Here is a 25,168-nt window from a genome sequence, read left to right as displayed (position 1 = left end):
TTATTGTGTCGGGGCCACCGCCTAGACTGGTAGGCACCATGGATATGTTGTTTGACCCCTACGCAGACGGACCCTTCAAAGCAGGCACCAAAGCCGCAGTCAAGGCTGCCCCGGAGCTTTCCCACTCAGGGGGAGGCGCTGCCGGTGCCCGCCTCCAAGGGGGCAGCAGCGGGTCGTCGGACACTGCTGACGGGCCGGCGTCGGGAGGATGGGGCAACACCGGAGGGGCGGGACTTCCGTCTGCCGATGCACTCCTGCAGGGGCTGAACCCGCAGCAGGAAGAAGCCGTCAAGCACGCCGGCAGCCCCTTGCTGATTGTGGCCGGTGCGGGATCCGGCAAAACACGTGTCCTCAGTAACAGGATCGCCTACCTGATCGCCACCAAGCGCGCCCACCACGGGGAAATCCTGGCCATCACCTTCACCAACAAAGCGGCAGCGGAAATGCGGGAACGCATCGAAGCCTTGGTTGGCGGCAGGGCCAAGGCCATGTGGATCTCCACGTTCCACTCCTCCTGTGTCCGCATCCTGCGCAGGGAAGCCACCACGGTGGGTCTGAACTCGAACTTCTCCATCTATGACTCCGCGGACTCCCTGCGCCTGATCACCCTGGTAGCCAAGAACCTGGACCTTGATCCCAAGAAGTTCGCGCCCAAGGCCATCCAACACAAGATCTCAGCACTCAAAAATGAGCTGATCGACGCTGATTCCTACGCGTCGTCGGCGAACTACAACGACCCTTTCGACACCGCCGTGGCGGAAGTCTTCAAGGGGTACACGCAGCGCCTCCGCCAAGCCAACGCCATGGACTTCGACGACCTCATTGCCGAGACCGTCTACATGTTCCGCGCTTTCCCTGCGCTCGCTGAGTCCTACCGGCGCCGATTCCGGCATGTCCTGGTGGATGAGTACCAGGACACCAACCATGCCCAGTACGCCCTTGTCAGGGAAATCGTGGGCGTAGGCACAGATACCAACGTCGAGCCCAGCGAGTTGACCGTGGTGGGCGACTCCGACCAGTCCATCTATGCTTTCCGCGGTGCGGATATCCGCAATATCGTGGAGTTCGAGGCCGATTATCCCAATGCCCGGACCATCAAGCTTGAGCAAAACTACCGCTCCACCCAGAACATCCTCAGCGCCGCCAACTCGGTGATCTCGCGGAACCCCAACCGCCAGGAAAAGCGCTTGTGGACCGCCGAGGGCGATGGCGAGAAGATCGTTGGCTATGTGGGCGAGAACGAACACGATGAAGCCCAGTTCATCGCTAAGGAAATCGACCGCCTGCAGGACGAGGAAAACCTGCGGCCCGGCGACGTCGCCATCTTCTACCGGACCAATGCCCAGTCACGCTCCATAGAAGACGTGTTGGTCCGGGTGGGCTTGCCGTACAAAGTGGTGGGCGGCACCCGTTTCTATGAGCGCAAGGAAATCAAGGACGCCCTTGCCTACTTGCGCGTCCTGGTGAACCCGGACGACGACGTCAACCTGCGCCGTATCCTCAACGAACCCAAGCGCGGGATCGGTGACCGGGCCGAAGGCGCCGTTGCTGCCCTGGCGGAACGCGAGCGGTCCTCCTTCATGGCGGCAGCCCGCCGCGCAGACCAAGCGCCCGGAATGGCCAGCCGTTCGGTCAACCTGGTCCTCGGTTTCGTGAAGCTGATGGATGACCTCGCCGAGGTCGCGTCAGGTTCCGGTGCCGCTGCCGCGCTGGAAGCTGTCCTGGAACAAACCGGCTATCTTGCAGGGCTGCGCGCCAGCACTGATCCGCAGGATGAATCCCGGGTGGAGAACCTCGCCGAACTCGTGGCCGTGGTCCGCGAGTACGAACGCGACAACCCGGAAGGTTCCCTGGGGGAGTTCCTGGAGCAGGTGTCCCTGGTAGCGGACGCCGACCAGATTCCCGATGCTCCCGGCGCTGACATCGATGCCGCCGTGGCCGAGGCCAAGCGCATGGGCGTGGTCACTTTGATGACCCTGCACACCGCCAAGGGCTTGGAGTTCCCGGTGGTCTTCCTGACCGGCATGGAGCACGGGATCTTCCCGCACCAGCGCTCAGCCACGGACCCCAAGGAACTCGCGGAAGAACGCAGGCTCGCCTACGTGGGCCTCACCCGCGCCCGCAAGCGGCTCTACGTCACGCGATCCGAAGTCCGCAGCATGTGGGGCCAAAGCCAGTACAACCCTGCCAGCCAGTTCCTCGAAGAAATACCCTCCGAACTGGTGGAGTGGAAGCGCGAAGGCATGAGCCGCCAGGCGGGCGGTTGGGGCAGCGCCCCCATCGGCTCCAATCGTTATGGCGGATCGTTCTGGGGAGCGGGCACCTCACGCGGTGCTGCCGCCAGCCCCACTGCAGGGTTCGACGCCGACGTTCCTGCCGCCGTCGCACGCAACAGGGTCCAGCCGCAAAAGGAAGTCATTTCCGTGGTGGTGGGGGACAAGGTCAACCACACGAGCTTCGGCAATGGTGTGGTGTTGGGCGTCGAAGGTGCCGGCGATAAGACAGTGGCCAAGGTGAAGTTCGACGTCGGCGAGAAGCGCCTGCTGTTGCGCTACGCGCCGCTGACCAAACTGGATGCTTAAGCTTCGCAGGGTGCCGTACCCATTGTCCTGATCTCCTTCCCGGCCTAGACTGACCGGGCGTTGCACTGGGGCCACCGTCTGTTTGCTGCCCCATCTTGCAACGCAAAAAAGTTGTATTCCTGTGGGGGAGGACGCGCCTGGGCGCTTTTGCTGGGGAACGTCGATTATTGGCTAAGGCCGGGAGGCTGCTGCTGGCTGGGGCCGTGGTGAGCGCCATGGCGCTCCAGTTCGCTCCTCCTGGGACAGCCGATACGGAGCCGTCAGCGTCGTCCAGCGAGCCGGCAGCAACTGCCAGTCCGACGTCTACCGGCAGTGCCACTCCCAGCCCCACAGCGAGCCCGACGGCCAGTCCGACGCCGACAGCAACCGCGAGCCCCTCAGCTCCCGACGCTTCGCTGGCGACCCCGTCACCAACCGCCAGCCCTGCAGAAGCCCAGGCACCCGCCGTCGAAAAGGCCGTCATCGAGGCGACAGCCCCGTTGTCGGTCATGATCAGCGAGGACCTCGCTTTCGTGGGCAAACCGTTTGAGGCTCAGCTCCAGGTTGTCGGCGGGACCGCCCCGTACACCGTTGTGGCGACCGATGTCCCGGCAGGTTTGGTTTTCAACTCCGCGACCCTGAGCTTCACAGGAACACCTACAGAGCTGTACAGCCCATCGCCGTCGGTCACTGTTTCAGACTCATCGGATCCCCAACAAACACTGACTGAACAGATAAACATCGACGTCAAAAGCTACTACCCGCCGAGCGTCTACGTGTCGGATGCCGAGCTGCTGCCGGGCATGGGCACGTTCGACGACGGTGTGGTGGGGTGGCACTACGACGAGTTCCTTCAGTACTCCGGGGTAGACCGTGAGCACGCCCGGATCTCATTGGTCTCGGGGCAACTTCCCCCGGGCCTTGAGCTCCGCGAAGCATCGGTTTCCGGAGTGCCGACCACTGCGGGTACCTATGATTTATCCTCCGTGTCCAAGACCGTTTCGGTTCCTCGGACAGGACGTCCAGCATCATCGTCCACGCCTTGGGAATGCAGACCACTGGATTCGACGTTCCGCCGGCTGTCTTGGGCGAGCCCTACTCGGCCAAGATCGCAGAGGCAACCGGGGGAGTAGCCCCCTACGTCTTCGGCTATTCCACGCGGAGGCACTTTGCCGGTGGTCTGTCGTCGAGCGATCCCGGGCCAGAGGGTTTGGAGGTGGATGCGAACGGATTCCTTACGGGGATACCCACCCGCGTTGGCAGTTTCAGTATCGCTGTGTGGGTCCGCGACTCCGATCAGCTGAAGCAGCGCATTTTCTGGACGACCGTGACGGTCCTGGCCACCCGGCCACCCGCGGAGAACCCGCCGGCGCCGGCAGTTCCAGCACCTCCGGCGGCTGTGACACCGGCAGGAGCGGAGGTCCCGGCGTCGGGCGCTGAACTTACCAACGCTGACCTTACCGGCGTTGAACTCGCGGCGACCGGCTTGGAGTCCGGACGCCTGAACGCCACGCTGTGGGCTGCCGTGGGTCTGCTGGCTGCGGGCGCTGCCCTGACGGCGATCAACAGCCTCAGGCGCCGGCGAAGCAGCCCGGTGTGAGGCAACCGGCATAATTGGTGGCATGCGACGGACTGTTTTGGGGATTCTTGCTGCCGCGCTCTTGGTCTTGACCACAGGGTGTTCCTTCGCCACGGAGGATCCGGACTACGTCCCTCCGGCCCCGTTGGCGCCCCTGGAGCAACTGAAACAGGTTCCCGTCACCGAGCAGACCACCCTTTCCGCAGGCGAGGATGTCACCGCCTTCGTCACCAAGGACCGCACCATCGTGTGCGCCCTGACATCCGCCAGGGGTGGCCACCTGAACTTGCCCTACGAGGCCAATTCCTACTCGGACGCCGCCAACAACAAGTTCGCCGTAGTCCCTGTGGCTCATTGCGAACTGGCCAAGTATGCCAAGCCGGACCTGGCCGACATCGCCGATGACTGCGCCGGAACGGGCCTGGGCTACCTCGGCGGCACGGCCCTCCTCTCGCCGGACAAAGCCGTCTACGGCTCATGTCGTTCCGGCGTAACACAAATGGAGTCGGAGTTTGGGCCCAAAGGCAGCCGCAACGGGCCCATCTCCAAGCTGCGGGAGTTGGCCGATGGGCAGAACATCGAGCGCAACGGGCTGCGCTGCTCTGCCTACAACAGCGGTGTTGCCTGCGGAAACGTCTCCGGTGGCGTGGCTTTCTTCGTGACTCCCGAGGGGTACCAACTGATTTCCGACGGCGGCAAAACAGTCACGGGGAACCTGAAACAGGCCGGCTGAGGCCGGACGGACGGGCGGCGAAAGGCCCAAAAACCGCGCCATTCTGCGGTTTTTCTACAGGAGATAGAAGTGTAAGGTTACTCACTTAACAGGTAGTGTGTAGCTGGCGGGACTCCTCATAGGGCTAAAGTTCCGAGAGGACCTTACGCAATGTGACCGGCTTCAATCCTGGTTGTTACCGCGTACTTTCCGCAGCTGGCTATCGCGGTCATCGCGGTTCCCGGCTGAACAGAAAACTACTTCGACGTAGAAGGACACTAAACCGTGGACCTGTTTGAATATCAGGCGCGCGATATGTTCGAAGCGCACGGTGTACCCGTGCTCGCCGGCATCGTGGCGCACACTCCTGAAGAAGCAAAGGCAGCTGCCGAGAAGATCGGCGGCGTAACTGTCGTCAAGGCACAGGTTAAGGTTGGTGGCCGCGGCAAGGCTGGCGGCGTCAAGGTTGCCAAGACTGCCGAAGAGGCACTTGAGCACTCCACCAACATCCTGGGCATGGACATCAAGGGCCACACCGTCAACAAGGTGATGATCGCCCAGGGTGCTGACATCGCCGAGGAATTCTACTTCTCGGTCCTCCTGGACCGCGCCAACCGCAACTACCTGGCCATGTGCTCGGTAGAGGGCGGCATGGAAATCGAGCAGCTTGCTGTCGAGCGTCCCGAGGCCCTGGCCAAGATCGCCATCGACCCCGCTGTGGGCATCGACCAGGCAAAGGCTGACGAGATCGTCGCAGCTGCAGGTTTCGCTGAAGAACTGCGCGGCAAAGTCGCCGACGTCATTCTGAAGCTGTGGGACGTCTTCAAGAAGGAAGACGCAACCCTGGTTGAGGTCAACCCGCTGGTCCGCACCGGCGCAGGCGAGATCGTCGCCCTCGACGGCAAGGTCTCCCTGGACGAGAACGCTGACTTCCGCCACGTGCACCACGCCACGCTGGAAGACAAGGACGCCGCTGACCCGCTCGAGGCCAAGGCCAAGGCCCAGGACCTCAACTACGTCAAGCTGGACGGCGAAGTAGGCATCATCGGCAACGGCGCCGGTCTCGTGATGTCCACCCTCGACGTCGTCGCTTACGCAGGTGAGAACCACGGCAACGTCAAGCCCGCCAACTTCCTGGACATCGGCGGTGGAGCTTCCGCCGAGGTCATGGCCAACGGTCTGGACGTCATCCTTGGCGATTCCCAGGTCAAGAGCGTGTTCGTGAACGTCTTCGGTGGCATCACTGCGTGTGACGCCGTGGCAAAGGGCATCGTGGGTGCACTTGCTGAGCTTGGTTCCTCCGCGAACAAGCCGCTGGTAGTCCGCCTCGACGGCAACAACGTTGAGGAAGGCCGCCGCATCCTGACCGAGGCCAACCACCCGCTGGTAACCCTGGCCGCCACCATGGACGAGGGCGCCGACAAGGCTGCCGAGCTCGCCAACGCAGCTAAGTAAAGGGACGCGACAATGTCTATCTACCTCAACAAAGACTCCAAGGTCATCGTTCAGGGCATCACCGGCGGCGAAGGCACCAAGCACACCGCCCTGATGCTCAAGGCGGGCACCAACATTGTTGGTGGCGTCAACGCCCGCAAGGCCGGCACCACGGTCCTGCACGGCGACAAGGAAATCAACGTCTTCGGCACCGTCAAGGAAGCCATCGCTGAAACCGGCGCAGACGTCTCCATCGTCTTCGTCCCGCCGGCATTCACCAAGGACGCCGTTGTTGAAGCCATCGAAGCCGGCATCGGCCTCGTTGTGGTCATCACAGAAGGCGTTCCGGTTCAGGATTCCGCCGAATTTTGGGCACTGGCCCAGTCCAAGGTTGACGCTGACGGCAAGCAGATCACCCGCATCATCGGGCCGAACTGCCCCGGCATCATCACCCCGGGCGAAGCCCTGGTGGGCATCACCCCGGCGAACATCACGGGCAAGGGCCCCATCGGCCTCGTGTCCAAGTCCGGTACCTTGACCTACCAGATGATGTATGAACTCCGCGACCTCGGCTTCTCCACCGCGATTGGTATCGGTGGCGACCCCATCATCGGCACCACGCACATCGACGCCCTGGCTGCGTTCGAAGCTGACCCCGAGACCAAGGCAATCGTCATGATCGGCGAAATCGGTGGCGACGCTGAAGAGCGGGCAGCCGACTTCATCAAGGCCAACGTCACCAAGCCGGTTGTGGGCTACGTTGCCGGCTTCACGGCTCCCGAGGGCAAGACCATGGGCCACGCAGGCGCCATCGTGTCCGGCTCCGCTGGCACCGCACAGGCCAAGAAGGAAGCTCTCGAAGCTGCCGGCGTGAAGGTCGGCAAGACGCCGTCCGAGACCGCCAAGCTGCTGCGCGAAGTTTTCGCAACGCTCTAGTTTTATCGCCGAAAGGCACCTGAAGTACGACGACGGCCCGGCGCCTTCCCCACGGAAGGTACCGGGCCGTCGTCGTGCTTTAAGCGATGGTCTTTCCACGTGCTGGACATGGCTGACGCGGGCCGAAGAGTCTGGGGGAAAACTCCGACCCGCGCCAGGTTCATGGGGCCGGCTAGGCGATGACTTTCATGGCCTGCCAGCCGGTGCCGAGGCTGATCGGCGGTACGCTGCTGAACGTTCCGCCTCCCGATCCGGGATACAGCCACAAGGTGTCTCCGATGCGGCCTACGACGTCGTTCTTGCCGTCGCCGTCAAGGTCCCGCGGCCCGGCCATCGCAGTGCGGGTTCCCCAGCCCGTGCCGATCTGCGTCCACTGCAGCCAGCCCCCGGAACCATTTCCCGGATACAGCCATAATGCGCCTGTGTCGGTCCGCCGCGCCAGTACATCTCCCTTGCCGTCGCCGTTGAAATCACCGGTGCTGAAGATGGCATTCATGACGTCCCAGCCCCAGCCGACCGTGTAGGGCGTCCGCTGTCCTCCGGTGCCGTTTCCTTCGTACAAGCGGAGCTCGCCGTTGCTTCGACGGCCGATGAAATCAGGGATGCCATCGCCGCTGAAGTCGCCGGGGGAGAAGAGCTGCGTCATGGTGCTCCAGCCCGTGCTGACCTGGGTACGTGCCCCGAAGCTGCCTGCACCGTCGCCGGGGTAGAACCAGAGGATGTCACCCGCCCGTGCCAGGAGGTCGGGCTTGCCGTCCTTGTTGAAGTCGCCGGGGGTGACGGTGTCCGTGATGGTGGACCAGGCTGGTGCGGCCAGCGCGATCTTCCTGGGGTCCAGTCCGCCGGATCCGTTGCCGGGGTAGAGATACAGGTTTCCGGCAGTATCGGCGGCCAGTACGTCAGCGCGGCCGTCACCGTCGTAGTCATGGGCCGACGGCGGTCCCGCTGCAGGCACGGTGTAGGTCTGCGTCCCCACAGCCGAGGTGTTGCCGGCGGTATCTACGCCGATGTACTTGAGCACCAGTGTGGAGCTGCCCATGACGATCGGATTGGCGGCGTTGTACTTGATGTTGGTGGCTGACTCCGTGGCCGTGGGCGTACTGCCATTAGTGGTGTAGTAGATGGCGGCAGGCTCATTGGCGGACAGTGCGATGGTGGCTCCACTGGCCAAGGCTCGGCCGGTGGGGTTGGCCGTCACAGTGGGGGCCGCAGTGTCCGGTGGCACGGTGTAAGTCTGGGTGGCCACCTCGGAAACGTTGCCCGCGGTATCCCTGGCGAAGTACTTCAACGTCATCGGGCCGGGACCGTTGAAGGGGATCGCCGTGGTGTAGGGGAGCCCGGCCGTCAGCGGATCGGTACCGTCTGTGGTGTATCGGATATCGGCGGGCTCGTTCGCGGACAGTGTGATGGTGGTGCCCGGAGCATACTGGCCACCCACCGGGTTGGCGGTCACCACCGGCTTGATGACATCCGGACCCGTGGAGTAGGTCTGCGTGACCACAGCGGAGGCGTTGTTCGCGCTGTCCACGGCGAAGTACTTCAGGGTCAGCGGGCCGCTCAACGTCAGTGGAGCGGTGTACTTGCTGCTGGCCGTCGTGGGAGTGCTTCCATTGGTGGTGTAGTAAATGGTGGATGTTTCATTGGCGGTCAGGGTGATGGACTGGCCCACCGCGTAGGTTCCACCCGGGGGTGCCGCGGTGACGACGGGGGCCACGGTGTCCGCGCCAAGGTAGGCCTCAAATTCGGCCAACCCGGCGTTGGTGGTGCCGGTACTGACTGAGGTGATGTTGAGCCGTACCGAGCTCACTGTCTTGGCAGGAAACTTGATGGTGAGCCCCGATCCGTTATTGGGCAGGGACGGGACCGCCACAGTGCTTCCATCCGAGAACTGCAGGTTCCCGCCGGTGATCTGATCCGTCAGGAGGGGGCGATCGGACAGGGTGACCGCATTGATGGTCCGGGTGGGGGTGAAATTGTATTGGATCCAGCTGCCGGCCTTCTCCCCGGCGGAGACCCATTCACGCGTGGCATCCATTGGAGTGCCCCAGTGGTAACCGTCACGGACCTTTTCGGGGCTCTGCGCTGCAGCCTTCTGCGACGACGCCGTGACGGTGGTACCTGCCGATTTAGCGGCGTTGCCCACCCACTCGATGGCCGTAATGTACTGCCGTTTCAGCCACTCGTCGTAAGGGGAATCCGGACAGCCCTCGCCGGGACTGCTGCAGACGTACATGTCGAAATCAGCGAACCGCACAAAGGTGTCCACCTTGGCGGTGAGCTCAGCCCCGGTCACGTTCTGGGCGTATTCATCAATGACATAGGCGTCGTAGGCCATGGACGTGTGCGGTCCGGTGTAGCTGCGGGTGGCAAGCTGGGCAAATTTTGCGGTGGCCCAGTGGTCGCTGTGGTCGTACGGGCTGGTGAAGTTCCCGGTCCAGTCCTGGGTGCGGAAGGTGGTGGGCTGGAAGTTCGCCACGAGGCGGTTCAACGCTGACTGGAACTGGGACTTGGTGAAGGTTGCGGCGTTGTCCACCGGGCGTATGGAGGACAGCCGGCCGTCCCAGAGTTTGAGGATGCTCTGGCTGTTGTATGCTGCGCTGCCCAAGCCATTGGGGAAGCCGTCCGGGAGCCGCATGTACACCACGGAGATGTTGGGGGCGCCGTTGAGGGTCCGCAGGGTCAGAGGGCGTCCCGGGACGCCGGCATCGGAGGTAGTCCAACTGTTGGAGACCCCGGCCATCTTGGCGTAGCTGGCCTGGATTCCTGATTCGAGGCTGCGCCAGTAGGTGGCTCCTTCTCCGGCCTCGCCGGCGGTGGCGAACACCGTTTGGACGCAGCGCTTCGCCTGAATGTCGCGCATAAAGTCCGGGCTGAGGAAGAGCAGGTCATCGTCAGTGTGCGCCACGATCTGCATGGCACCGCCGGTGCCCGCGCACGGCGGTTCAGCAGCAGCGGCGGGAGCTGCGGTGGTGAGGGCGAATCCGCCTACGACCAACGCGGGCCCCAGGAGAAGGCCCAGAAGGCGTTGGGTGAGAGAAGGGCGGCTAATCTGAGGGAGAGGACGACTGGCGTATTTTGTACGGTCCACAACCATGCTCCTTTGAGCAGATGTTGGGCCCCCCAGCCGGCAAACTTACGACGCCCCCCGGACGTCTATGAATGAAGTTGGTACTGGCTGAACTTCCGACGGAACTGAAAGCGATGCAGTGAGAGTTACTGTAGCCCAACTGTGGGAGCGTGAATAGAGTGCCGGCAAACGTCCACGAACTTCTTGAAGGGCAGCAACCGCTCCGCATCGGGAATGACGGACGCCTCGGGATGCCACTGCACGGAGGCTACCCACCGGGTGGGATCCTCCAAGGCCTCCACCGTCCCGTCTTCGGCGATGGCCGTGACCACCAGGCCCTCGCCCACCCTGTCCACCGCCTGGTGGTGCCCGGAAGCAATCTTGATGGTGGTCCCCCCGGGAGCTCCATAGAGTGCCGCCGCTTTGGATCCAGCCGTGAGGCGAACGTCATGCCAAGCCCACTCGCCGGCCGCGGGATCGTGTGGATCCAGGCCACTGTGGGTTACCGAGGTAGGGGCCATGTCCTGAATCAGCGTTCCGCCGTACAGCACGTTCAACAACTGGTGGCCGCGGCAGACACCTAGCAGCGGCAGGCCGGCGTCGATGGTTGCCCGGGCAACATCCACGTCCAAATGGTCCTGCTCCTGGTTCACGTCGTACAGCGAATCCTCGGGATCCTGGCCGTACAAGCGGGGATCAATGTCGCCGCCTCCCGGCAGCAGCACGCCGTCGAGCATCTGCATTTCGGCAGCCAGGCGGCCGGCGCTGTCTGCCGACACCGGCGTCAGCAGCACTGGCTGCGCACCGGCCTCGCGCAACAGGTCCACGATGAAGGTGAAAAGTCGATTGGCTTCACCCACCCGGGCATCGGGGGTGTCCGAACTGCTAAGACGGATCGGAACACCGATACGCGGACGGGCAACTTCTGAACTCTTCATGTTTCATGATGCACTGGACAGCCGCCCGGGGCGCAAACGCCCGCGTCACGGTCCGTCGATACTACGCTGAAACCATGAATCGCACCGGAGCCCTGAACCCGAGCCCGCGGACACTCGACATAGAAAGCGTGGTCCAGTTCCGCCATCTGGTAACCGCAGGAGCCGGGACCATGAATGGCTGGCACGCGCAGTCGCTGGACCTGCGTGGCCACGCACGGGAGCTCAAGTCCATGGATCCCCAGGGCGCGATCTTTTTGGGGTGCACCTTCGACGACGGCGTGGAAGAGAGCCTGCGTCGCCGTGGCGCGCTGATCTTTCCCAAGCTTCACGGCGTACCGTTCGATCCCTACCGGAACAGCCTCTACACGGCAGGGGAGCTCTACCAGGACATCTCCGCCACTGAGTACGAGTCAACCCTCGACGCCCTGGTCTACCAGTGGAGTATCCTCCCCGGGCAGCGGGGAAGCCTGGACGCCACCCTGGCCGCGGCCCTGCACGACCACGCAATCGGCGATGCCCTGGACGAACTCCTGGACCACGGGGCACTTTCCGGGACCCAAGTGGTGGGTGTCATGGGTGGACACGCCGCCCAGCGCGGCACCAGCGACTTCGCCGACGCCGCCCGGCTGGGCCGCCTGCTCGCCCAATCAGGATTTGCCGTCGCCACCGGCGGGGGACCCGGGGCCATGGAGGCGGCCAACCTGGGTGCCTACATGAGTGGAACGTCCGACGCCGATGCTGAGGCCGCGCTGGAAAGCCTCGCCGGAGTGCCGGGGTTCAGACCCTCGGTGACGGCTTGGGCACGGCAAGCAGCCGCCGTCGTCGAACGTCATCCGGAAGGCACACCGACCCTGGGGATTCCCACCTGGTTCTACGGCCACGAGCCTCCCAACCTGTTCGCCACACATGTTGCCAAGTACTTCGCCAATGCCGTCAGGGAAGCCATCCTGCTGGAGCTGTGCACCGGCGGGATCGTCTTCCTTCCGGGCGCCGCTGGAACGGTGCAGGAGATCTTCCAGGACGCCTGCGAGAACTACTACGGAGCGCCCGAAACCATCAGCCCCATGGTGCTGGTGGGACGTGAACACTGGGAACGGACACTCCCGGCCTGGCCCATGCTGCAGAGCCTGGCCGCGGGAAAACCCATGGAGGAGAAGATCTTCCTGGTGGACACCGTGGAAGAAGCGCTCGCAGTGGTGGCCGGCCAGGCGTGAGGCGCGGCTAGAAGTCCTTGCTGCAGGGACCCGAGCCGAGTTGGGCCAGGCCGGTCCTGTCACCGGCAGCGTACTGGCGGACCCAGGAAGCCTGGTCGAACATCAGTTGCCGGGGATCGTCCACGTGGTCAAGGCCCAGCAGGTGTCCCAGCTCATGCATGATCACCGCTACGCCGATCTCCTTGCCCTCGGAGGTGTCCACGATGCCGGCGAACTGCGGGGCGTCCAGGGACACCGTACCGGTGACATAGGCCTTGTAGCCGTCGCTCAGGCCAATCGAGGAACTCCCTCCCAGGCCCACGGTTTGGCCGGTCAGGCGCGGCACCTGCTCCGGAGTGCTCCACGCAATCAGGACGGGCGCCCATCGGTCACCGTATCTGGCGGGCTGGTATCCCTGCCTGTTGGTGGAGGGGACCTCGGAACTGGGGCCGTCGTAGACGAACTTCAATCCGGTGGCCACGCTGGCTTGGCGAATGGCCTCTTCCACCAGTGGTTGCCAGGACGGATCCCCGAGATCGGCGTTCACCACGTAGTGGATGGGCCTGCACGGGGAGTAGGCCAGGGGAGTGCCGTCCTCCTTGACGGCAAGGAACTTGTACGAGGTACTGGTCCGGTTCACCGGTGCCGGAGTTCCCAGTGGCGCATCGGCTTCTTCCAGGCCGGGCACAGGCTCTTGGCGCTGCCCGAACGGGACCAACCCGGGCCGGGGTGCCTGGCTTTGCGAGGCGGAGGAGCCGTACAGGAACCGCTGCAGGTCGCCGCTGAAATACGCCCCCGCGCACACCAGTCCGAGGATGCCCAGGAATAACAGGATCGCGGCGATGCTGCTGTGCTTGACCGGCGGTGCCGGTGCCGGTGGCAGCGTGGCCCCGGGTCGGTAGGGGCCATGCGGAGGATCATGCGGGCGAAGGGGATCGGGGTCCTGCCACTGGGGCGACCCGTTAGGTTCCATGGAACCCCCTGACGTGGAGGCCGCGACGGGAGGTGGGGCGCCGCCGTCGACCGTAGCCGCCAGCATAAGTCCGGACACGCCGGGAGTCCATGGCCCCCCGAACCGGCTGTCAGATGTCCTTGCGGCAGGGGGCCGAGGCAAGGAGGTGCAGTCCGGTCAGGTCGCCGGCCGCAAGGCCGTCAGGGGCGCCGATTTCCGGGTACATGAGTTGGACCGGGTCATCAACATGGTCCAGGCCCATGACGTGCCCCAACTCGTGCTGCATGACGGCGAGGACGTAGTCGGCGCCTTCGGGATCAGCAAGGAGTTCGGCGACCTGCGGGGTGTCCAGCTCCAGGCTGCCCGTGATGTAGCTTTTGGGTCCATTGTTCAGCGAGTACATGGTGCTGCCGCCCGTACCAATGACTTTTTCCGCCAAAGCCGGTGCTGCCTCCGGAGTGGTCCACGAAATCAGCAGGGGCGCCCATCGGTCGCCGTACTTGGCCGGCTGGTATGGCTCCCGTCGGTCTACCGGCAACTCGTCGGTGGTCCCGTCGTTGACGAACTGGATTCCTGAAGCTGCGGAGACGTTCGCGATCGCTGCCTCCAGCAGTGCATCGGAACCTTCCGGCGCGGACCCTTCGTTCACCACGTAGTGCAGCGGGCGGCATGGCGAGTACCCCACCGGAGTGCCGTCGTCGTTGGTAGCCAGGAACTTATACGACTCGTTGGTAGTCTCCGGCACCTTCGGCGAGGCCAGCGGGGCGTCCGCCTCCTCAAATCCGGGCGGCGGGGCGTCTGCTGCACGTGCTGGCGCCGTCTGCTTCTGCCCGGGTGTCCCGTCGTGCGCGGCACCAGGGACGCTCACACCCGGGAAAAGGGCGGTGATCCGCGGGTCTCCATGCAGGAATCCGCTGACCAACACTGCCACCACAGCGGCAATTCCGGCCATGAGCACGCCACGGAGAATGTGCCAGGCCGTGCCGGTACGCCGGTGCTTTGGCGCACGCGTTTCCCGCTCCGAGTCCACGGTTCTCCATTCCTCACGCCCTGGTCACGCGGGGCAGCGCGGAGGACGAACCAACATTACGGGCTGCGGGGGGAACCGTCCAAACTAGACGATGGTTGCCCCGAACACCAGGCCCAGCCCATACGTGGCGGCAGCCGCTGCAAGGCCGATCGCGAGCTGGCGCAGCCCGCGGCTCAGCGGCGAGGTCCCGGACAGCAAGCCCACGACGGCGCCGGTCGCCAAGAGCGCGATGCCCACCAGCACACCGGCCACCATCAAGGCGGCAAAGCCCGTCATGCCGAAGATGAAGGGCAGGATGGGAACGATGGCACCGGACGCGAAGAAGCAGAAGCTGGACATCGCTGCGCCCCATGCCGAACCGACGGATTCGTGCTCGTCGGTGGCAGGTTTCTCGGGCTGCAAGGAGAGGCTGGGATCGCAGTCGCAGCTGAACAGGCCCATTCGCTCTGCGGCGCGATGCTCAGCGGCCTCGCGCGTCATGCCGCGGGCAAGGTAGACCAGCACCAATTCGTTGTGTTCGATGTCCAACGACGGTGCTGCCGTGAGAGTGGCTTGGGTGGGCAGCGTCGCGTTGAGCAGTTCCCGCTGGGAGCGTACAGAGACGTACTCGCCGGCGCCCATGGACAGTGCGCCCGCCAAAAGACCTGCCACACCGCTCATCAGCACCACCGGACTGGGTACGCCGGTGGCGGCCATGCCCATGACCAGCGAAAGGTTGCTCACCAGGCCGTCGTTGGCGCCGAAGACCGCGGCACGGAAGGTCCCGGAGAGCCGGTTCCGACCACGGGTAGCCAGGCCCCTGACCACCTCTTCGTGGATCTGTTCGTCAGCCACCATGGCGGGTGTTGCCGCGGGTTCGGAGCCGTAGGGGGAGCGGCCTTCTGCGCGTTGGGCCAGGGCCAGTACAAAGACCGACCCGAAGTTGCGGGCCAGGAATCCCAGGAACTGGCTGCGGGCTGACGCGGCCTTGGGCATTCCGGCGTGCTCACCCAGGAGCTTGAGCCAGTGGGCCTCGTGCCGGCCTTCGGCCTCGGCCAGGGCCAGCAGGATTTGGCGTTCTTCGCCGTCGCGCCTCTGGGCGAGTTCGCGGTAGACAGCGGCCTCGGCGCGCTCGTCGGCGAGGTACTGACGCCACCGGCGGATGTCGGCGTGCGAGGGCGCCGCGGGTTCCGTTCCGACGTTCTCGAGGGCTGCCGATTCCGGGGTGGGGTCCGGAGCTGGGCTCGACGAACCGGGGGATTCCTGGTGCTGTTGCACTTTCTCTCCTGTGCTGGGTGGGGTAATTGCGGCCCCATTGCACGCCCCACTGTACCGCTTATCTGCGCGGTTTTTTGGCTGGTATTCCTCACTTGGAATGTTCGGCGCACCGTAATTTCCGGCCGTCCTTGACCCCCGACTTAGCCGGTGCTCAGATGGAAGGACAGGGGCGGGGGCCCACCCCGCACACGTTCAACAGGGCTTGAGCGGCCCACGAGACGGAGGTTGCACCATGAACACCACCGAATCACACGCCAACTACCCGGAACGGACCACCATTGAGTCAGATCCGGCCTACGACTACGCCGAGGACCAGGAAGTGGACGAGGCCTGGGTGGAAGAAGTGGACGCCCCCGAGGACGACGAACGTGTGGTCCCCATCGACGAGACCGAGGAATTCCGCGAAGCAGACGAGGAAATCTAGGCGGGCTCCTCGTGGCTGAGTGTGTAGTGAAGCTGCACGCCGGCGCGTTTGCCGGCCGCCGCAACAGTCACGGTTAGGGTTCTCGACGCATCACACCAAAGGGTCGGCCGGACCGCTCGGGCCAACGCCTGCGCGATCAGGTGCGGTTGGGGATGTCCGAACCGCATGGTTCCGGCCTTGGCAGTGATGGTCACCGTGCCCAGGAAGAGGTCGACGGCGGGAATCACCGCGACTGTGTGGGTGGCTGTTGTTGCCGGGGTACTGGTAGCCGGGGTGGTATCGCCTTGGTACGGCAAGGGACTGCTCCTTGGGGGAGTGCTCTTGCCCGCTCGGTTGTCTCTGGTCCGGGACGGGCCGCTTCCTCATCCGAACCACCCGTGAACATGGGGTTGGTGTGTGGCCAGTCGGAGCTTGGCACCACATCTCTTGAAGCTGGGACCACCTTACCGCACGGCTGTCCAGCAAGTTGGGGCGCCCTCTTCCCGGGGACAAAACAACGGCGGCGCCACCCCGGAAAGGGGAGGCGCCGCCGTCGAATTTTGCTCTGTTGCTTGCAGCGCTACTTGTGGCTGCTGACCGGGTGGGCCTCAGGCGGGAGTTCCTCAGAGACGGCACCGGCAACGCGCTTGTCCCAGGCCTCGCGGACTGCGGGATCAGTGGGCGGGGTGAGCAGTGAAATCACTACGTAGGCGATGAACGAAGCGGCGAGACCGTAGTAGATCGGTTCGTTGGCGTAGACGCCGTCCGCGCTCGGAATGACACCCAGGGCGAAGAGGATCAGCAGGGTCAGTGTCAGCACCGATCCAACTGCCATGGACCATGCAGCGGCGATGCCCGTGCCGCGCTTCCACACCAAACCGCCCAGGATTGCGACCAGGAGGCCACCCACCAGGATGTCGTAGGCGATGGTGAGGGCAATCACCACGTCCTGAGCCGCCATGGAAATCAGTACTGCCACGATGCCGAGTCCAAGAACCCAGTAGCGGTTGGCTTTGACGTCGTGCTCGGGGTTTTCGCTGTCATCGGTGTTGATGTTCTTGCCGAACCAGCTGGCCACGAACGGGACAACGTCCGCACGTGCCACCGTGGCTGCGGCGATCAGGGCGCCGGATGCGGTGGACATCATGGCCGCAACAGCCGCGGCCATGACCAGGCCGCCGATGCCGACGGGCAGGATGTGGGTTGCCACCTCGGCGTAAACAACGTCCTTGCCGAGGTTGGTGACATCGATGTCCGGCAGTGCCACCCGGGCGGCCAAGCCGATCAGGGCGCCGGCGATGCCGTAGAGGATGCAGTAGACGCCGGCCGTGGCGCCGCCCCAACGGGCAACGGCGGGGGTCTTGGCAGTGAAGACGCGCTGCCAGATGTCCTGACCGATCAGGAGGCCCAGTGTGTAGACCACGAAGTACGTGATGATGGTCTGGGCGCCGATGCCATCGATCTGGAAGAAGGTCTCATCGAGGCGCTCACGGATGCCGTCCATGCCGCCGGCAGCGTTCAGGACGAACGGGAGCATCAGGAAGAAGATACCGACGGTCTTGATGATGAACTGAACCTGGTCGGCCAGCGTGATGGACCACATGCCGCCAATGGTGGAGTAAACCAGGACGATCGCGCCGCCAACGGCGATGGCAAGCCAGCGTTCCCAGTCGAAGAGCACCACGAAGATGGTGGCGTAGGCGCCGGTGGAAGTAGCGCAGAGCATGAGCGTGTACGCCAGCATGACGATGCCGGAGGTCTGCGTGGCCCTGCTGCCGTAGCGAAGGCTCAGCATCTGGGAGACCGTGTAGATCTTCAGGCGCTGGATGGTGCCGGCGAACAGGAGGCTGAGCAGCAGCACGCCTGCGCCGATGGCCACTACCAGCCACATGCCGGAGATGCCGAACTTGTAGCCGAGGCCGACGCCGCCCACGGTGGAAGCGCCACCGAGGACCACAGCGGCCATGGTGCCGGTGTAAAGGAACGGTCCCAGGCGGCGGCCAGCCACCAGGAAGTCGCTGTTGTTCTTGGTGCGGGACTTGCCCCACCAGCCGAATGCCAGCATGGCGAGCAGGTACACCACCACGATTGCGATGTTTATAGCCGAAGATTCCATGAGCGGTCCTTGGAGCTGATGCACGGAGGTTGGGGTTTTCGACGATACTCCTGCGAAGCGTCGAAGTCTCTGTGCTGATGGTTGGAGATTGGGGAAGGGTGTTGTGTGCCTCACAGACAACACTTGTTGCCTATGAGGATATGTTGTGATCGGAGTAACAGTCAAGATGCTTTAGTCACGGTTCCGCCGGTTCTGGTCCTGTTGGCTCGTCTCCCGGCTACTATTGCTCCAATGACAGGGCCAGATGACAGGCCTGAAAGGTTCGTGAATGAAGGCTCTCCCCGTTGAACCGAGCAATGTTCCCGTTGCCATCGGTTCCAGAATCCGCGCAGCCCGGCAGGCGCAGCGCCTCACCATTGAGCAGGTGGCTGATGCCACCGGGCTGACCAAGGGCTTCCTCAGCCGCGTGGAGCGTGACCTGACGTCGCCGTCGGTCGCTTCACTGGTCACCCTGTGCCAGGTGTTGTCGGTCTCTGTGGGTGACTTGTTCGCCGCCCCGGAGACGCACCTGACCAAGCGCGACGACGGCCCCCGTATCTCCCTGGGTGGCCAAGGCATCGTGGAGCGGTTGCTGACGGCCCGCTCCGAGCGCAGGCTCCAGATTTTGCAGGCCACCATTGAGCCGCGGGGCCGCGGGGAGAACGAGCTCTACGCCGTGGACTGCGACGTCGATGTCCTGCACGTGATCAAGGGCAGGATCAAGCTCATTCTGACCAACGAGGCATACGACCTCGAAGAAGGGGACACGCTCTCCTTCCCCGGCCGCGAACCGCACACGTGGATCAACCCCACGGACGAGACCGTCGAGGTGCTCTGGGTGTTGGTGCCGGCGGCGAGCCGCTAGGTTTTCCTGCCCTGCCCTTTCAGCTGCTGCTGCGCTCCTTCCCAGTTACCTCCCGTTCTGGGGGCCGGGTGGTGCGCTGAGCCTCGGGAATCCGGGGGCCGGCGGAAGGGAGTGGGCTGCTAACCGGGAGGGAGCGTACCGGGCCTTCGTGCAAGGACTGCCCTGACTTCTGCAACAACGCGGTCCGGCTCGAACCAGATCACCTCCGGTGGATACCTCAGCACTGCATATCCGTTGACGGTGGAGGCGTTGTTCCGTGACAGGTCATTCCGCAGGTCCTGTCTACTGGAGTGGTACGCGAAGCCATCCACTTCGACAATGAGGAATTCCTGGAGAAGAAAGTCCACGCGCCCCACTCCAGGTATTGCCACCTGCGCGTCGAAGGCAATTCCGTGGGCGCGGAACAAGTGCTGCGCATCCACCTCAATAATGGATTCCGCACGTAGGTCGAGCTCGTGCAGAGCCTTCAGGGCCGGCCTCGACCTGTCCCCGCGAAGCTGCTCCTTAAGCAGTGCCAGGGGCACGCCGTGCAGCCGAATTGCCGATGTTGCCATGGCTGTTGACGCCGGAGCTTCCAGGCATGTCATCGCGTGAAGCACCACGTCCTCAATCGCTGCAACAGGGAGTGAGGCGTGGGGGTCGAAGCGCGCCGTTCTGTGCCTGATGAACCCGCTGCCGTGCCCGTGGTCGCAGGTCAGATGATGTTGGCTGGGGGCGGTCCTGAGCCAGAGGCCATAGTGCGATGCGGCGCTGGCGCAGGAGACAAGAGCGTTATTGCGGATGGCCGCAGCGAACTCCGGCCGGTGGTCACTGAGCATCAACACGCCCCGGCGGGGACGAATCGCTCCCCGGGACGTCAGTGACTCCACGTCCGAGCGGGAGAACCCTGCCCTGAGAAGTTGACCCGTGCGGGCTACTCCGCCGGCTTCCTGCAGATACTTCAAAGCGTCCATGCCTCCAGTCCAGCGGAATGGGGCAACTCCCGGAAGGCTCGATCTCCGGTATGTGGGTAAGTTGGCAGCGCGCTCCTCCCCGGTTGCTGGCCCTTCCTTGAGCACCCAAGGTCCGCCAGCCCCGGAAATCCGTGGGCCGGCGGCACCCCGGCGGCAACCAACCGGGAAGGAGCGCGCGGGGTAGCAGGCGGTCAGCCCACGTGCACCCACGGCCGGCGGGTGATGTCCGGCTCGGCTTCCCTCAGCACTTCCCGGGTCACCGGCGCGATCTCGCCTTCGCCGAAGAAGAGGAACTTGCTGAGGTTTGAAATCGGGTTGCCCTCGGTCCAACGGAAGTAGATGTGGGGCATGAATCCAGTGACGTCCCGGATGTGGAGCAGCACGGCCGCCACAGTGTTGGGGACGTTGTTGCTGTGTACTTCAAGGATCTTGAAACCGTGCCGGATCTTGCCCACAACCTGGAGTTCCTGTTCGAAGTCCGAGCTGTCATCCACAATGACCTCGATGAAGACGGCGTCGCAGTCGACGGGCAGGTGGCTGGCCTGCTGGGCGTGCTGTAGCTTCTCGCGGTACCTGCTGGCGCTGAGGTGTTTTGGTTCATGCGCGATGATCCGGACGGGCCCCTCGGAAGCATTGGCGGTGAATTCCAGGGCTTTCTCGTCCATTTTGATGTGGGTGGCCCGGAGCTCGAAGGCGCGCCGCATGCGGGAGATGAAGCTGACCACCATGATGCCCAGGATGAAGAGTGCCGCGATCTTCAGGCCGTCAGGACGCTCGATCGAGTTGACCACTGTGGTGTAGATGAAGACGAGGGAGATGATTCCGAAGCCGATGAACTGGCCACGTTGCTTCTTTCGGCGTGCGGACAGGGTGACTGCGATGGAAGCCGAGGTGATCAGGACCAGTACGCCGGTGGCATACGCGCCACCCTGGGCGTTGACGTCGGCCTGGAAGATGATGGTGACGATGAAGGCGATCACGGTGAACACCAGGACCAACGGGCGCAGTGCCCGGGCCCAGGCGGGGGCCATGCCGTAGCGGGGCAGGTATCGGGGAACGAGGTTCAGCAGCCCGGCCATGGCGGACGCTCCGGCGAACCAGAGGATGGCGATGGTGCTGACGTCGTAGACGGTGCCGAAGCCGTCGCCGAGGAACTTGTGGGCAAGGTAGGCGAGCGCGCGGCCCTCTGCTTTGCCACCGTCCTGGAACTCGGCGGCTGGAATCAGCATGACGGTGGTGAAGCTGGAGGTGATGAGGAACGAGCTCATGATGATGGCGGCCGTGGTGAGGAGCTTGTGGGCGCCCTTGATCCGGCCTGCGGGGTTTGCTTCGGTGTCTGTGGCGTGCCCCTTGATCTGGGGCATGACGGCCACGCCGGTTTCAAAACCGGAGAGTCCCAGTGCCAGGCGTGGGAAGACCAGAAGGGCCAGGGCGATCATCATGATGGGGTCGCCGTGGGAGGTGGTGAGTGCGGTCCACCAGTCGGTAATGACTCCGGCTTCGGTGAAGAGGTGGGTCATGGATACGACGATGACCACAAGGTTCAGTGCCAGGAACGCTGCCACCAGTACCACTGCCACATTGATGGCTTCCTTGAATCCGCGAAGGAAGACCACACCCAGCCCGGCGATCAAAGCCAGTGTAATGACAACGTGCTGGCCTTCCAGGAAGTGCGGCGCGAAGGGGTTCTCGATCAAGTGTGCTGTGGCGTCGGCAGCTGAGAGCGTGATGGTGATCATGAAGTCCGTGGCGGCGAATCCCAGGAGGGCCAGGACAAAGAGCTTGCCGCCCCAGCGGGGGAGGAGTCGTTCCAGCATGGCAATGGAGCCTTCGCCGCGAGGACTCTCGCGGGCCACGCGCCGGTAGACGGGCAGTGCGCCGGCCAGGGTTGCCAGCACCAGGAGCAGGGTGGCCAAGGGGGACAGCAGACCCGCTGCCAGTGCGGCGATGGCGGGCTGGTAGCCGAGCGTGGAGAAGTAGTCCAGGCCGGTGAGGCACATGACCTTCCACCAGGCTTGCGGCTTGTGGGCGTCCGACGGGCGGCCGTGGGGGCCTTGCCTCTTGCCCGAGGTGTCCGGCATTCCTTCCAGCAGCCAGGGCTTGAGCTTGAAGGAGTTCTTTGGCCGGTTGGCCGGATCGGCCGGAGGCCTCGACAAGGTTGTCACTGTGTCCTTTCGTGCAGCACGGTGCTGCTTCCGCAAGGAGCGTATGGCCGCTTTCGACGCCGGGACCCCGGTTTTTATGGAATCTTTACGCCCACTGTGACCGGCATCTCATGAAGCGCGCCATCAAAATCAATTTGTAAACAGGTGATGCATATTAGGCAACTTTGAGTGTATGATGGGTGTCACAGTTATCCCAGCTATCCACTAAGGAGTGGCGCATTTTGGAAGAGCTCCGTATTGAGGCCAACGGCAACCTTGGTCCCATCGATTCGTCCCGCATCCCGCGCTATGCCGGTGCCGCCACCTATGCCCGCCTGCCCCGCCTGGATCAGGTCTCCAAAGCCGACGTCACGGTAGTTGGCGTTCCCTTTGACTCCGGCGTCTCTTACCGCCCCGGCGCGCGCTTCGGCGCCAACCACGTACGCGAGGCCAGTCGCCTGCTCCGCCCGTACAACCCCGCCTGGGACGTGAGCCCGTTCGAGAACATCCAGGTTGCCGACGCCGGCGACATGGCCGTGAACCCGTTCAACATCAACGAGGCCATCGAAACCGTCCAGCAGAACGCCCTGGACCTCACGGCCAATGGCAGCAAGCTGGTCACCCTGGGTGGCGACCACACCATTGCCCTGCCCCTCCTCCGCGCAGCCGCGGAGCGCGCCGGTGAGCCGATCGCCATGCTTCACTTCGACGCACACCTGGACACCTGGGACACCTACTTCGGCGCCGAGTACACGCACGGCACGCCCTTCCGGCGAGCCGTCGAGGAAGGCATCCTGGACACCGAAGCCATCAGCCACGTGGGTACCCGCGGCCCGCTGTACGGCAAGAAGGACCTTGACGACGACCACCGCTTCGGCTTTGGAATCGTCACCTCCGCAGACGTCTACTACCAGGGCGTGCTGGAAACTGTGGCCAAGATCCGTGACCGCATCGGCAACCGTCCGCTGTACATCTCCGTCGATATCGACGTCCTGGACCCGTCCCACGCCCCGGGTACCGGCACCCCCGAGGCCGGTGGCATCACCAGCCGCGAACTCCTCGAAATCATCCGTGGCTTCCGCGGCATGAACCTCGTCGGTGCGGACATCGTGGAAGTCGCCCCGGCGTATGACCACGCAGAAATTACCGGTGTGGCAGGCAGCCACGTAGCCTACGAGCTCGTGACCCTCATGGCAGACAACGCCGTCGAAGGTGACCGCCAAGGTGCCCCGAACGGTTATGCACAGCAGGCACTGGGCGCCCGCATCGCAGAGCTCGCCAAGGCAACGGGAGACCAGCGATGATTGATTTTGATCCCGGCACGGCAGCGCCCACCAAGGGGACCAACCAGCGCAACGGCGGGGACCTCGTCGTCGAGACCCTTGAAGCGCTGGGTGCGAAAACCGTTTTCGGTATTCCAGGCCAGCACGCACTGGGTCTTTTTGACGCCATGGGCCGCGGCAACCTCCACTTTGTCTCCTCCCGCGTGGAGAACAACTCGGCGTTCGCTGCCGACGGCTACTCCCGCGCCACCGGCGAGGTAGGTGTGCTGTTCCTGTCCACCGGCCCGGGCGCGTTGACGTCCCTGGCAGGTTTGCAGGAGGCCTACGCCACGGGCGTTCCCATGGTGGTTGTCGCCAGCCAGATCCCGCTCGACGGCCTGGGCGCACGTCGCAAGGGCATGCTGCACCAGCTTGATGACCAGAAGGCTTCGGCCGCGAACGTCACCAAGAGCCAGCGACTGATCCAGCACGCCTCCGGTATCCCGTCGGCCATCCAGGACGCCTGGACTGAAGCGATTTCCTCGCCGCAGGGTCCGGTCTGGATCGAAATTCCGCAGAATGTCCTGCTGGACCCGATCATGGTGCCCCCGGTTGAGGACGCCCTCGCCGAGGCATTCGACAACCCGCCCCGCGTCGAGCTGATCCGCGAGGCCGTGAAGTGGCTTTCGACGGCGGAACGTCCGGCGATCATCGCAGGCGGCGGTACACGCCGTGGCCGTGCTGAGAAGTCGCTGCTCTCCATCGCCGAACAGCTCCGTGCTCCGGTCATCTGCACTCCGGGCGGCAACGGTGCGTTCCCGTGGACCCATGAGCTGTCCCTGCAGTCATGGATCGAGGACCGGTACATGACCGACGTCCTGGAAGACGCCGACGTCCTCATTGTGATCGGCTCGTCGCTGGGCGAAGTGACATCCAACTACTTCACGTTCGAACCCCGCGGCCGCATCATCCAGATCGACGCCGAACCCCGTGTCCTCGAATCCAACCGGCCGGGTCTGGGCATCCGTGCCGACGCCGGCCAGGCCCTCGCAGCACTGGACGAAGCCCTCGCGGCGGCAGGGGCCGCGGACAAGGTGACGCGATCCTGGCACGGCACCAGCCCGGAAGACGTAGTCAAGGATTCCCTGGCCAAGGTCAAGGCCCGCCTGGAATCCCAGGACCTTGCCAAGGAACTGAAGTTCATGTCGGACATCCGCGAGGCCGTCCCGGCCGACATGCAGACGTTCTGGGACATGACCATTTCCGCTTATTGGGGCTGGAGCTGCTGGGACGCCCGGCAGGGCCAGTTCCACTCCGCCCAAGGCGCCGGTGGCCTCGGCTACGGTTTCCCGGCTGCCATCGGTGGTGCCGTCGGGTTGGAGACCACGGGCAAACCGAGTCGTGTGCTCGCTGTGTCCGGTGACGGCTCGTCCATGTATTCCATCTCCGAGCTCGCCACGGCCAAGCAGCACAACGTCCCGGTCACCTGGTTGATCGTGGACGACGGCGGTTACGGCATCCTCCGTGAGTACATGGTGGGCGCTTTCGGTCAGGCCACGGCCACCGAGCTCGCGCGCCCGGACTTCGTGAAGCTTGCCGAGTCCTTCGGTGTCCCGGCACGCCGGGTAGCACCGGAAGAAGTGGGGGACGCGCTCAAGGCCTCCTTCGAAGCGGACGGACCCAACGTCGTCGTGGTTGAAACATTGCTGAAGATGTTCGGCCCCACGCATTTGGACGACTAAACATCCCAAAGCAGCCAGCCCCCGCACGGTGATCCGTGCGGGGGC

General features: G+C 64.1%; 20 protein-coding genes and 1 riboswitch. Of the genes, 11 read left to right on the top strand and 9 right to left on the bottom strand.

What is annotated here, in order from left to right; genetic code table 11:
- Window positions 1–38 precede the first annotated feature (38 nt).
- The 6 genes from pcrA (at window position 39) to sucD (ending at window position 7,222) form a co-directional block, all read left to right on the top strand.
- On the top strand, window positions 39–2,582 hold the full coding sequence (gene pcrA, locus WBN73_RS17095; protein WP_337340889.1) for a DNA helicase PcrA: 2,544 nt from the start codon (window positions 39–41) through the stop codon (window positions 2,580–2,582).
- 167 nt (window positions 2,583–2,749) lie between these two features.
- On the top strand, window positions 2,750–3,694 hold the full coding sequence (locus WBN73_RS17090; RefSeq protein WP_337340888.1) for a putative Ig domain-containing protein: 945 nt from the start codon (window positions 2,750–2,752) through the stop codon (window positions 3,692–3,694).
- Complete coding sequence (locus tag WBN73_RS17085) at window positions 3,610–4,161, top strand: hypothetical protein (protein WP_337340887.1); 552 nt, start codon at window positions 3,610–3,612, stop codon at window positions 4,159–4,161. The genes WBN73_RS17090 and WBN73_RS17085 overlap by 85 nt, the downstream gene beginning before the upstream one ends.
- A gap of 22 nt (window positions 4,162–4,183) precedes the next feature.
- Window positions 4,184–4,873 carry a hypothetical protein gene (locus tag WBN73_RS17080; protein ID WP_207596604.1) on the top strand — a complete coding sequence of 230 codons (690 nt, stop codon included), beginning with the start codon at window positions 4,184–4,186 and terminating at the stop codon, window positions 4,871–4,873.
- Between the two features lie 264 nt (window positions 4,874–5,137).
- Entirely contained in the window at window positions 5,138–6,307 is a 1,170-nt protein-coding gene (gene sucC / locus WBN73_RS17075; RefSeq protein ID WP_089593935.1) for an ADP-forming succinate--CoA ligase subunit beta, read from the top strand.
- 12 nt (window positions 6,308–6,319) lie between these two features.
- On the top strand, window positions 6,320–7,222 hold the full coding sequence (gene sucD, locus WBN73_RS17070) for a succinate--CoA ligase subunit alpha (RefSeq protein ID WP_090820359.1): 903 nt from the start codon (window positions 6,320–6,322) through the stop codon (window positions 7,220–7,222).
- A gap of 172 nt (window positions 7,223–7,394) precedes the next feature.
- On the opposite strand, the gene WBN73_RS17065 is transcribed toward sucD, so the two are convergent.
- Both WBN73_RS17065 and WBN73_RS17060 read right to left on the bottom strand, forming a co-directional pair.
- The gene (locus tag WBN73_RS17065; RefSeq protein WP_337340886.1) at window positions 7,395–10,316 is read right to left on the bottom strand and encodes a chitobiase/beta-hexosaminidase C-terminal domain-containing protein; all 2,922 of its coding nucleotides are present in this window, start codon (window positions 10,314–10,316) and stop codon (window positions 7,395–7,397) included.
- A gap of 119 nt (window positions 10,317–10,435) precedes the next feature.
- A complete protein-coding gene (locus tag WBN73_RS17060; protein ID WP_337340885.1) occupies window positions 10,436–11,227 on the bottom strand; it encodes a gamma-glutamyl-gamma-aminobutyrate hydrolase family protein in 792 nt (263 codons plus the stop codon).
- Window positions 11,228–11,301: 74 nt separating this feature from the next.
- Here WBN73_RS17060 and WBN73_RS17055 point away from each other — a divergent pair, with 74 nt between their 5' ends.
- Complete coding sequence (locus WBN73_RS17055) at window positions 11,302–12,441, top strand: LOG family protein (protein ID WP_337340884.1); 1,140 nt, start codon at window positions 11,302–11,304, stop codon at window positions 12,439–12,441.
- Between the two features lie 7 nt (window positions 12,442–12,448).
- Here the strand turns inward: WBN73_RS17055 and WBN73_RS17050 are convergent, their stop codons facing one another.
- The 3 genes from WBN73_RS17050 to WBN73_RS17040 form a co-directional block, all read right to left on the bottom strand.
- Window positions 12,449–13,471, bottom strand: a complete 1,023-nt coding sequence (locus WBN73_RS17050; RefSeq protein ID WP_337340883.1) for a matrixin family metalloprotease — start codon at window positions 13,469–13,471, stop codon at window positions 12,449–12,451.
- A gap of 31 nt (window positions 13,472–13,502) precedes the next feature.
- The gene (locus tag WBN73_RS17045) at window positions 13,503–14,402 is read right to left on the bottom strand and encodes a matrixin family metalloprotease (protein ID WP_337340882.1); all 900 of its coding nucleotides are present in this window, start codon (window positions 14,400–14,402) and stop codon (window positions 13,503–13,505) included.
- An 84-nt stretch (window positions 14,403–14,486) separates the two neighbouring features.
- Window positions 14,487–15,659: a VIT1/CCC1 transporter family protein gene (locus tag WBN73_RS17040; protein WP_207596609.1), complete on the bottom strand. Its 1,173-nt coding sequence runs from the start codon at window positions 15,657–15,659 to the stop codon at window positions 14,487–14,489.
- A 232-nt stretch (window positions 15,660–15,891) separates the two neighbouring features.
- Here WBN73_RS17040 and WBN73_RS17035 point away from each other — a divergent pair, with 232 nt between their 5' ends.
- Complete coding sequence (locus WBN73_RS17035) at window positions 15,892–16,083, top strand: hypothetical protein (RefSeq protein WP_207596610.1); 192 nt, start codon at window positions 15,892–15,894, stop codon at window positions 16,081–16,083.
- Here the strand turns inward: WBN73_RS17035 and WBN73_RS17030 are convergent.
- Together WBN73_RS17030 and WBN73_RS17025 are read right to left on the bottom strand one after the other, a co-directional pair.
- A complete protein-coding gene (locus WBN73_RS17030; protein WP_207596611.1) occupies window positions 16,080–16,379 on the bottom strand; it encodes a hypothetical protein in 300 nt (99 codons plus the stop codon). The genes WBN73_RS17035 and WBN73_RS17030 overlap by 4 nt on opposite strands.
- A gap of 16 nt (window positions 16,380–16,395) precedes the next feature.
- Window positions 16,396–16,515: riboswitch (SAM riboswitch) on the bottom strand.
- A gap of 127 nt (window positions 16,516–16,642) precedes the next feature.
- Window positions 16,643–18,178 carry a sodium:solute symporter gene (locus WBN73_RS17025; protein ID WP_207596612.1) on the bottom strand — a complete coding sequence of 512 codons (1,536 nt, stop codon included), beginning with the start codon at window positions 18,176–18,178 and terminating at the stop codon, window positions 16,643–16,645.
- Window positions 18,179–18,446: 268 nt separating this feature from the next.
- On the opposite strand from WBN73_RS17025, the gene WBN73_RS17020 reads away from it, so the two are divergent.
- Window positions 18,447–19,022: a helix-turn-helix domain-containing protein gene (locus WBN73_RS17020; protein ID WP_207596613.1), complete on the top strand. Its 576-nt coding sequence runs from the start codon at window positions 18,447–18,449 to the stop codon at window positions 19,020–19,022.
- Between the two features lie 119 nt (window positions 19,023–19,141).
- Here WBN73_RS17020 and WBN73_RS17015 read toward each other — a convergent pair whose 3' ends face one another.
- Both WBN73_RS17015 and WBN73_RS17010 read right to left on the bottom strand, forming a co-directional pair.
- Window positions 19,142–19,975 carry a DUF559 domain-containing protein gene (locus WBN73_RS17015; protein WP_337340881.1) on the bottom strand — a complete coding sequence of 278 codons (834 nt, stop codon included), beginning with the start codon at window positions 19,973–19,975 and terminating at the stop codon, window positions 19,142–19,144.
- A gap of 191 nt (window positions 19,976–20,166) precedes the next feature.
- A complete protein-coding gene (locus WBN73_RS17010; protein ID WP_337340880.1) occupies window positions 20,167–22,140 on the bottom strand; it encodes an APC family permease in 1,974 nt (657 codons plus the stop codon).
- A gap of 221 nt (window positions 22,141–22,361) precedes the next feature.
- Here WBN73_RS17010 and speB point away from each other — a divergent pair, with 221 nt between their 5' ends.
- On the top strand, window positions 22,362–23,423 hold the full coding sequence (gene speB, locus WBN73_RS17005; RefSeq protein WP_337340879.1) for an agmatinase: 1,062 nt from the start codon (window positions 22,362–22,364) through the stop codon (window positions 23,421–23,423).
- Window positions 23,420–25,123 carry a thiamine pyrophosphate-binding protein gene (locus tag WBN73_RS17000; RefSeq protein WP_207596616.1) on the top strand — a complete coding sequence of 568 codons (1,704 nt, stop codon included), beginning with the start codon at window positions 23,420–23,422 and terminating at the stop codon, window positions 25,121–25,123. Before speB ends, WBN73_RS17000 begins: the two co-directional genes overlap by 4 nt.
- The last annotated feature ends 45 nt before the right edge of the window (window positions 25,124–25,168 follow it).

It is taken from the genome of Paenarthrobacter sp. CCNWLY172, assembly GCF_037402035.1.
Classification (GTDB): Bacteria; Actinomycetota; Actinomycetes; order Actinomycetales; family Micrococcaceae; genus Arthrobacter.
This window is presented reverse-complemented; position numbering and strand designations above follow the sequence as displayed.

What these genes read in the sequence shown, in the direction of transcription:
- WBN73_RS17020 (WP_207596613.1), top strand. Translation starts at nt 18,447, where the DNA reads ATGAAGGCTCTCCCCGTTGAACCGAGCAATGTTCCCGTTGCCATCGGT.
- WBN73_RS17025 (WP_207596612.1), bottom strand. Translation starts at nt 18,178, where the DNA reads ATGGAATCTTCGGCTATAAACATCGCAATCGTGGTGGTGTACCTGCTC.
- pcrA (WP_337340889.1), top strand. Translation starts at nt 39, where the DNA reads ATGGATATGTTGTTTGACCCCTACGCAGACGGACCCTTCAAAGCAGGC.
- WBN73_RS17035 (WP_207596610.1), top strand. Translation starts at nt 15,892, where the DNA reads ATGAACACCACCGAATCACACGCCAACTACCCGGAACGGACCACCATT.
- sucD (WP_090820359.1), top strand. Translation starts at nt 6,320, where the DNA reads ATGTCTATCTACCTCAACAAAGACTCCAAGGTCATCGTTCAGGGCATC.
- WBN73_RS17055 (WP_337340884.1), top strand. Translation starts at nt 11,302, where the DNA reads ATGAATCGCACCGGAGCCCTGAACCCGAGCCCGCGGACACTCGACATA.
- WBN73_RS17080 (WP_207596604.1), top strand. Translation starts at nt 4,184, where the DNA reads ATGCGACGGACTGTTTTGGGGATTCTTGCTGCCGCGCTCTTGGTCTTG.
- WBN73_RS17015 (WP_337340881.1), bottom strand. Translation starts at nt 19,975, where the DNA reads ATGGACGCTTTGAAGTATCTGCAGGAAGCCGGCGGAGTAGCCCGCACG.
- WBN73_RS17000 (WP_207596616.1), top strand. Translation starts at nt 23,420, where the DNA reads ATGATTGATTTTGATCCCGGCACGGCAGCGCCCACCAAGGGGACCAAC.
- WBN73_RS17060 (WP_337340885.1), bottom strand. Translation starts at nt 11,227, where the DNA reads ATGAAGAGTTCAGAAGTTGCCCGTCCGCGTATCGGTGTTCCGATCCGT.
- WBN73_RS17065 (WP_337340886.1), bottom strand. Translation starts at nt 10,316, where the DNA reads ATGGTTGTGGACCGTACAAAATACGCCAGTCGTCCTCTCCCTCAGATT.
- WBN73_RS17085 (WP_337340887.1), top strand. Translation starts at nt 3,610, where the DNA reads ATGCAGACCACTGGATTCGACGTTCCGCCGGCTGTCTTGGGCGAGCCC.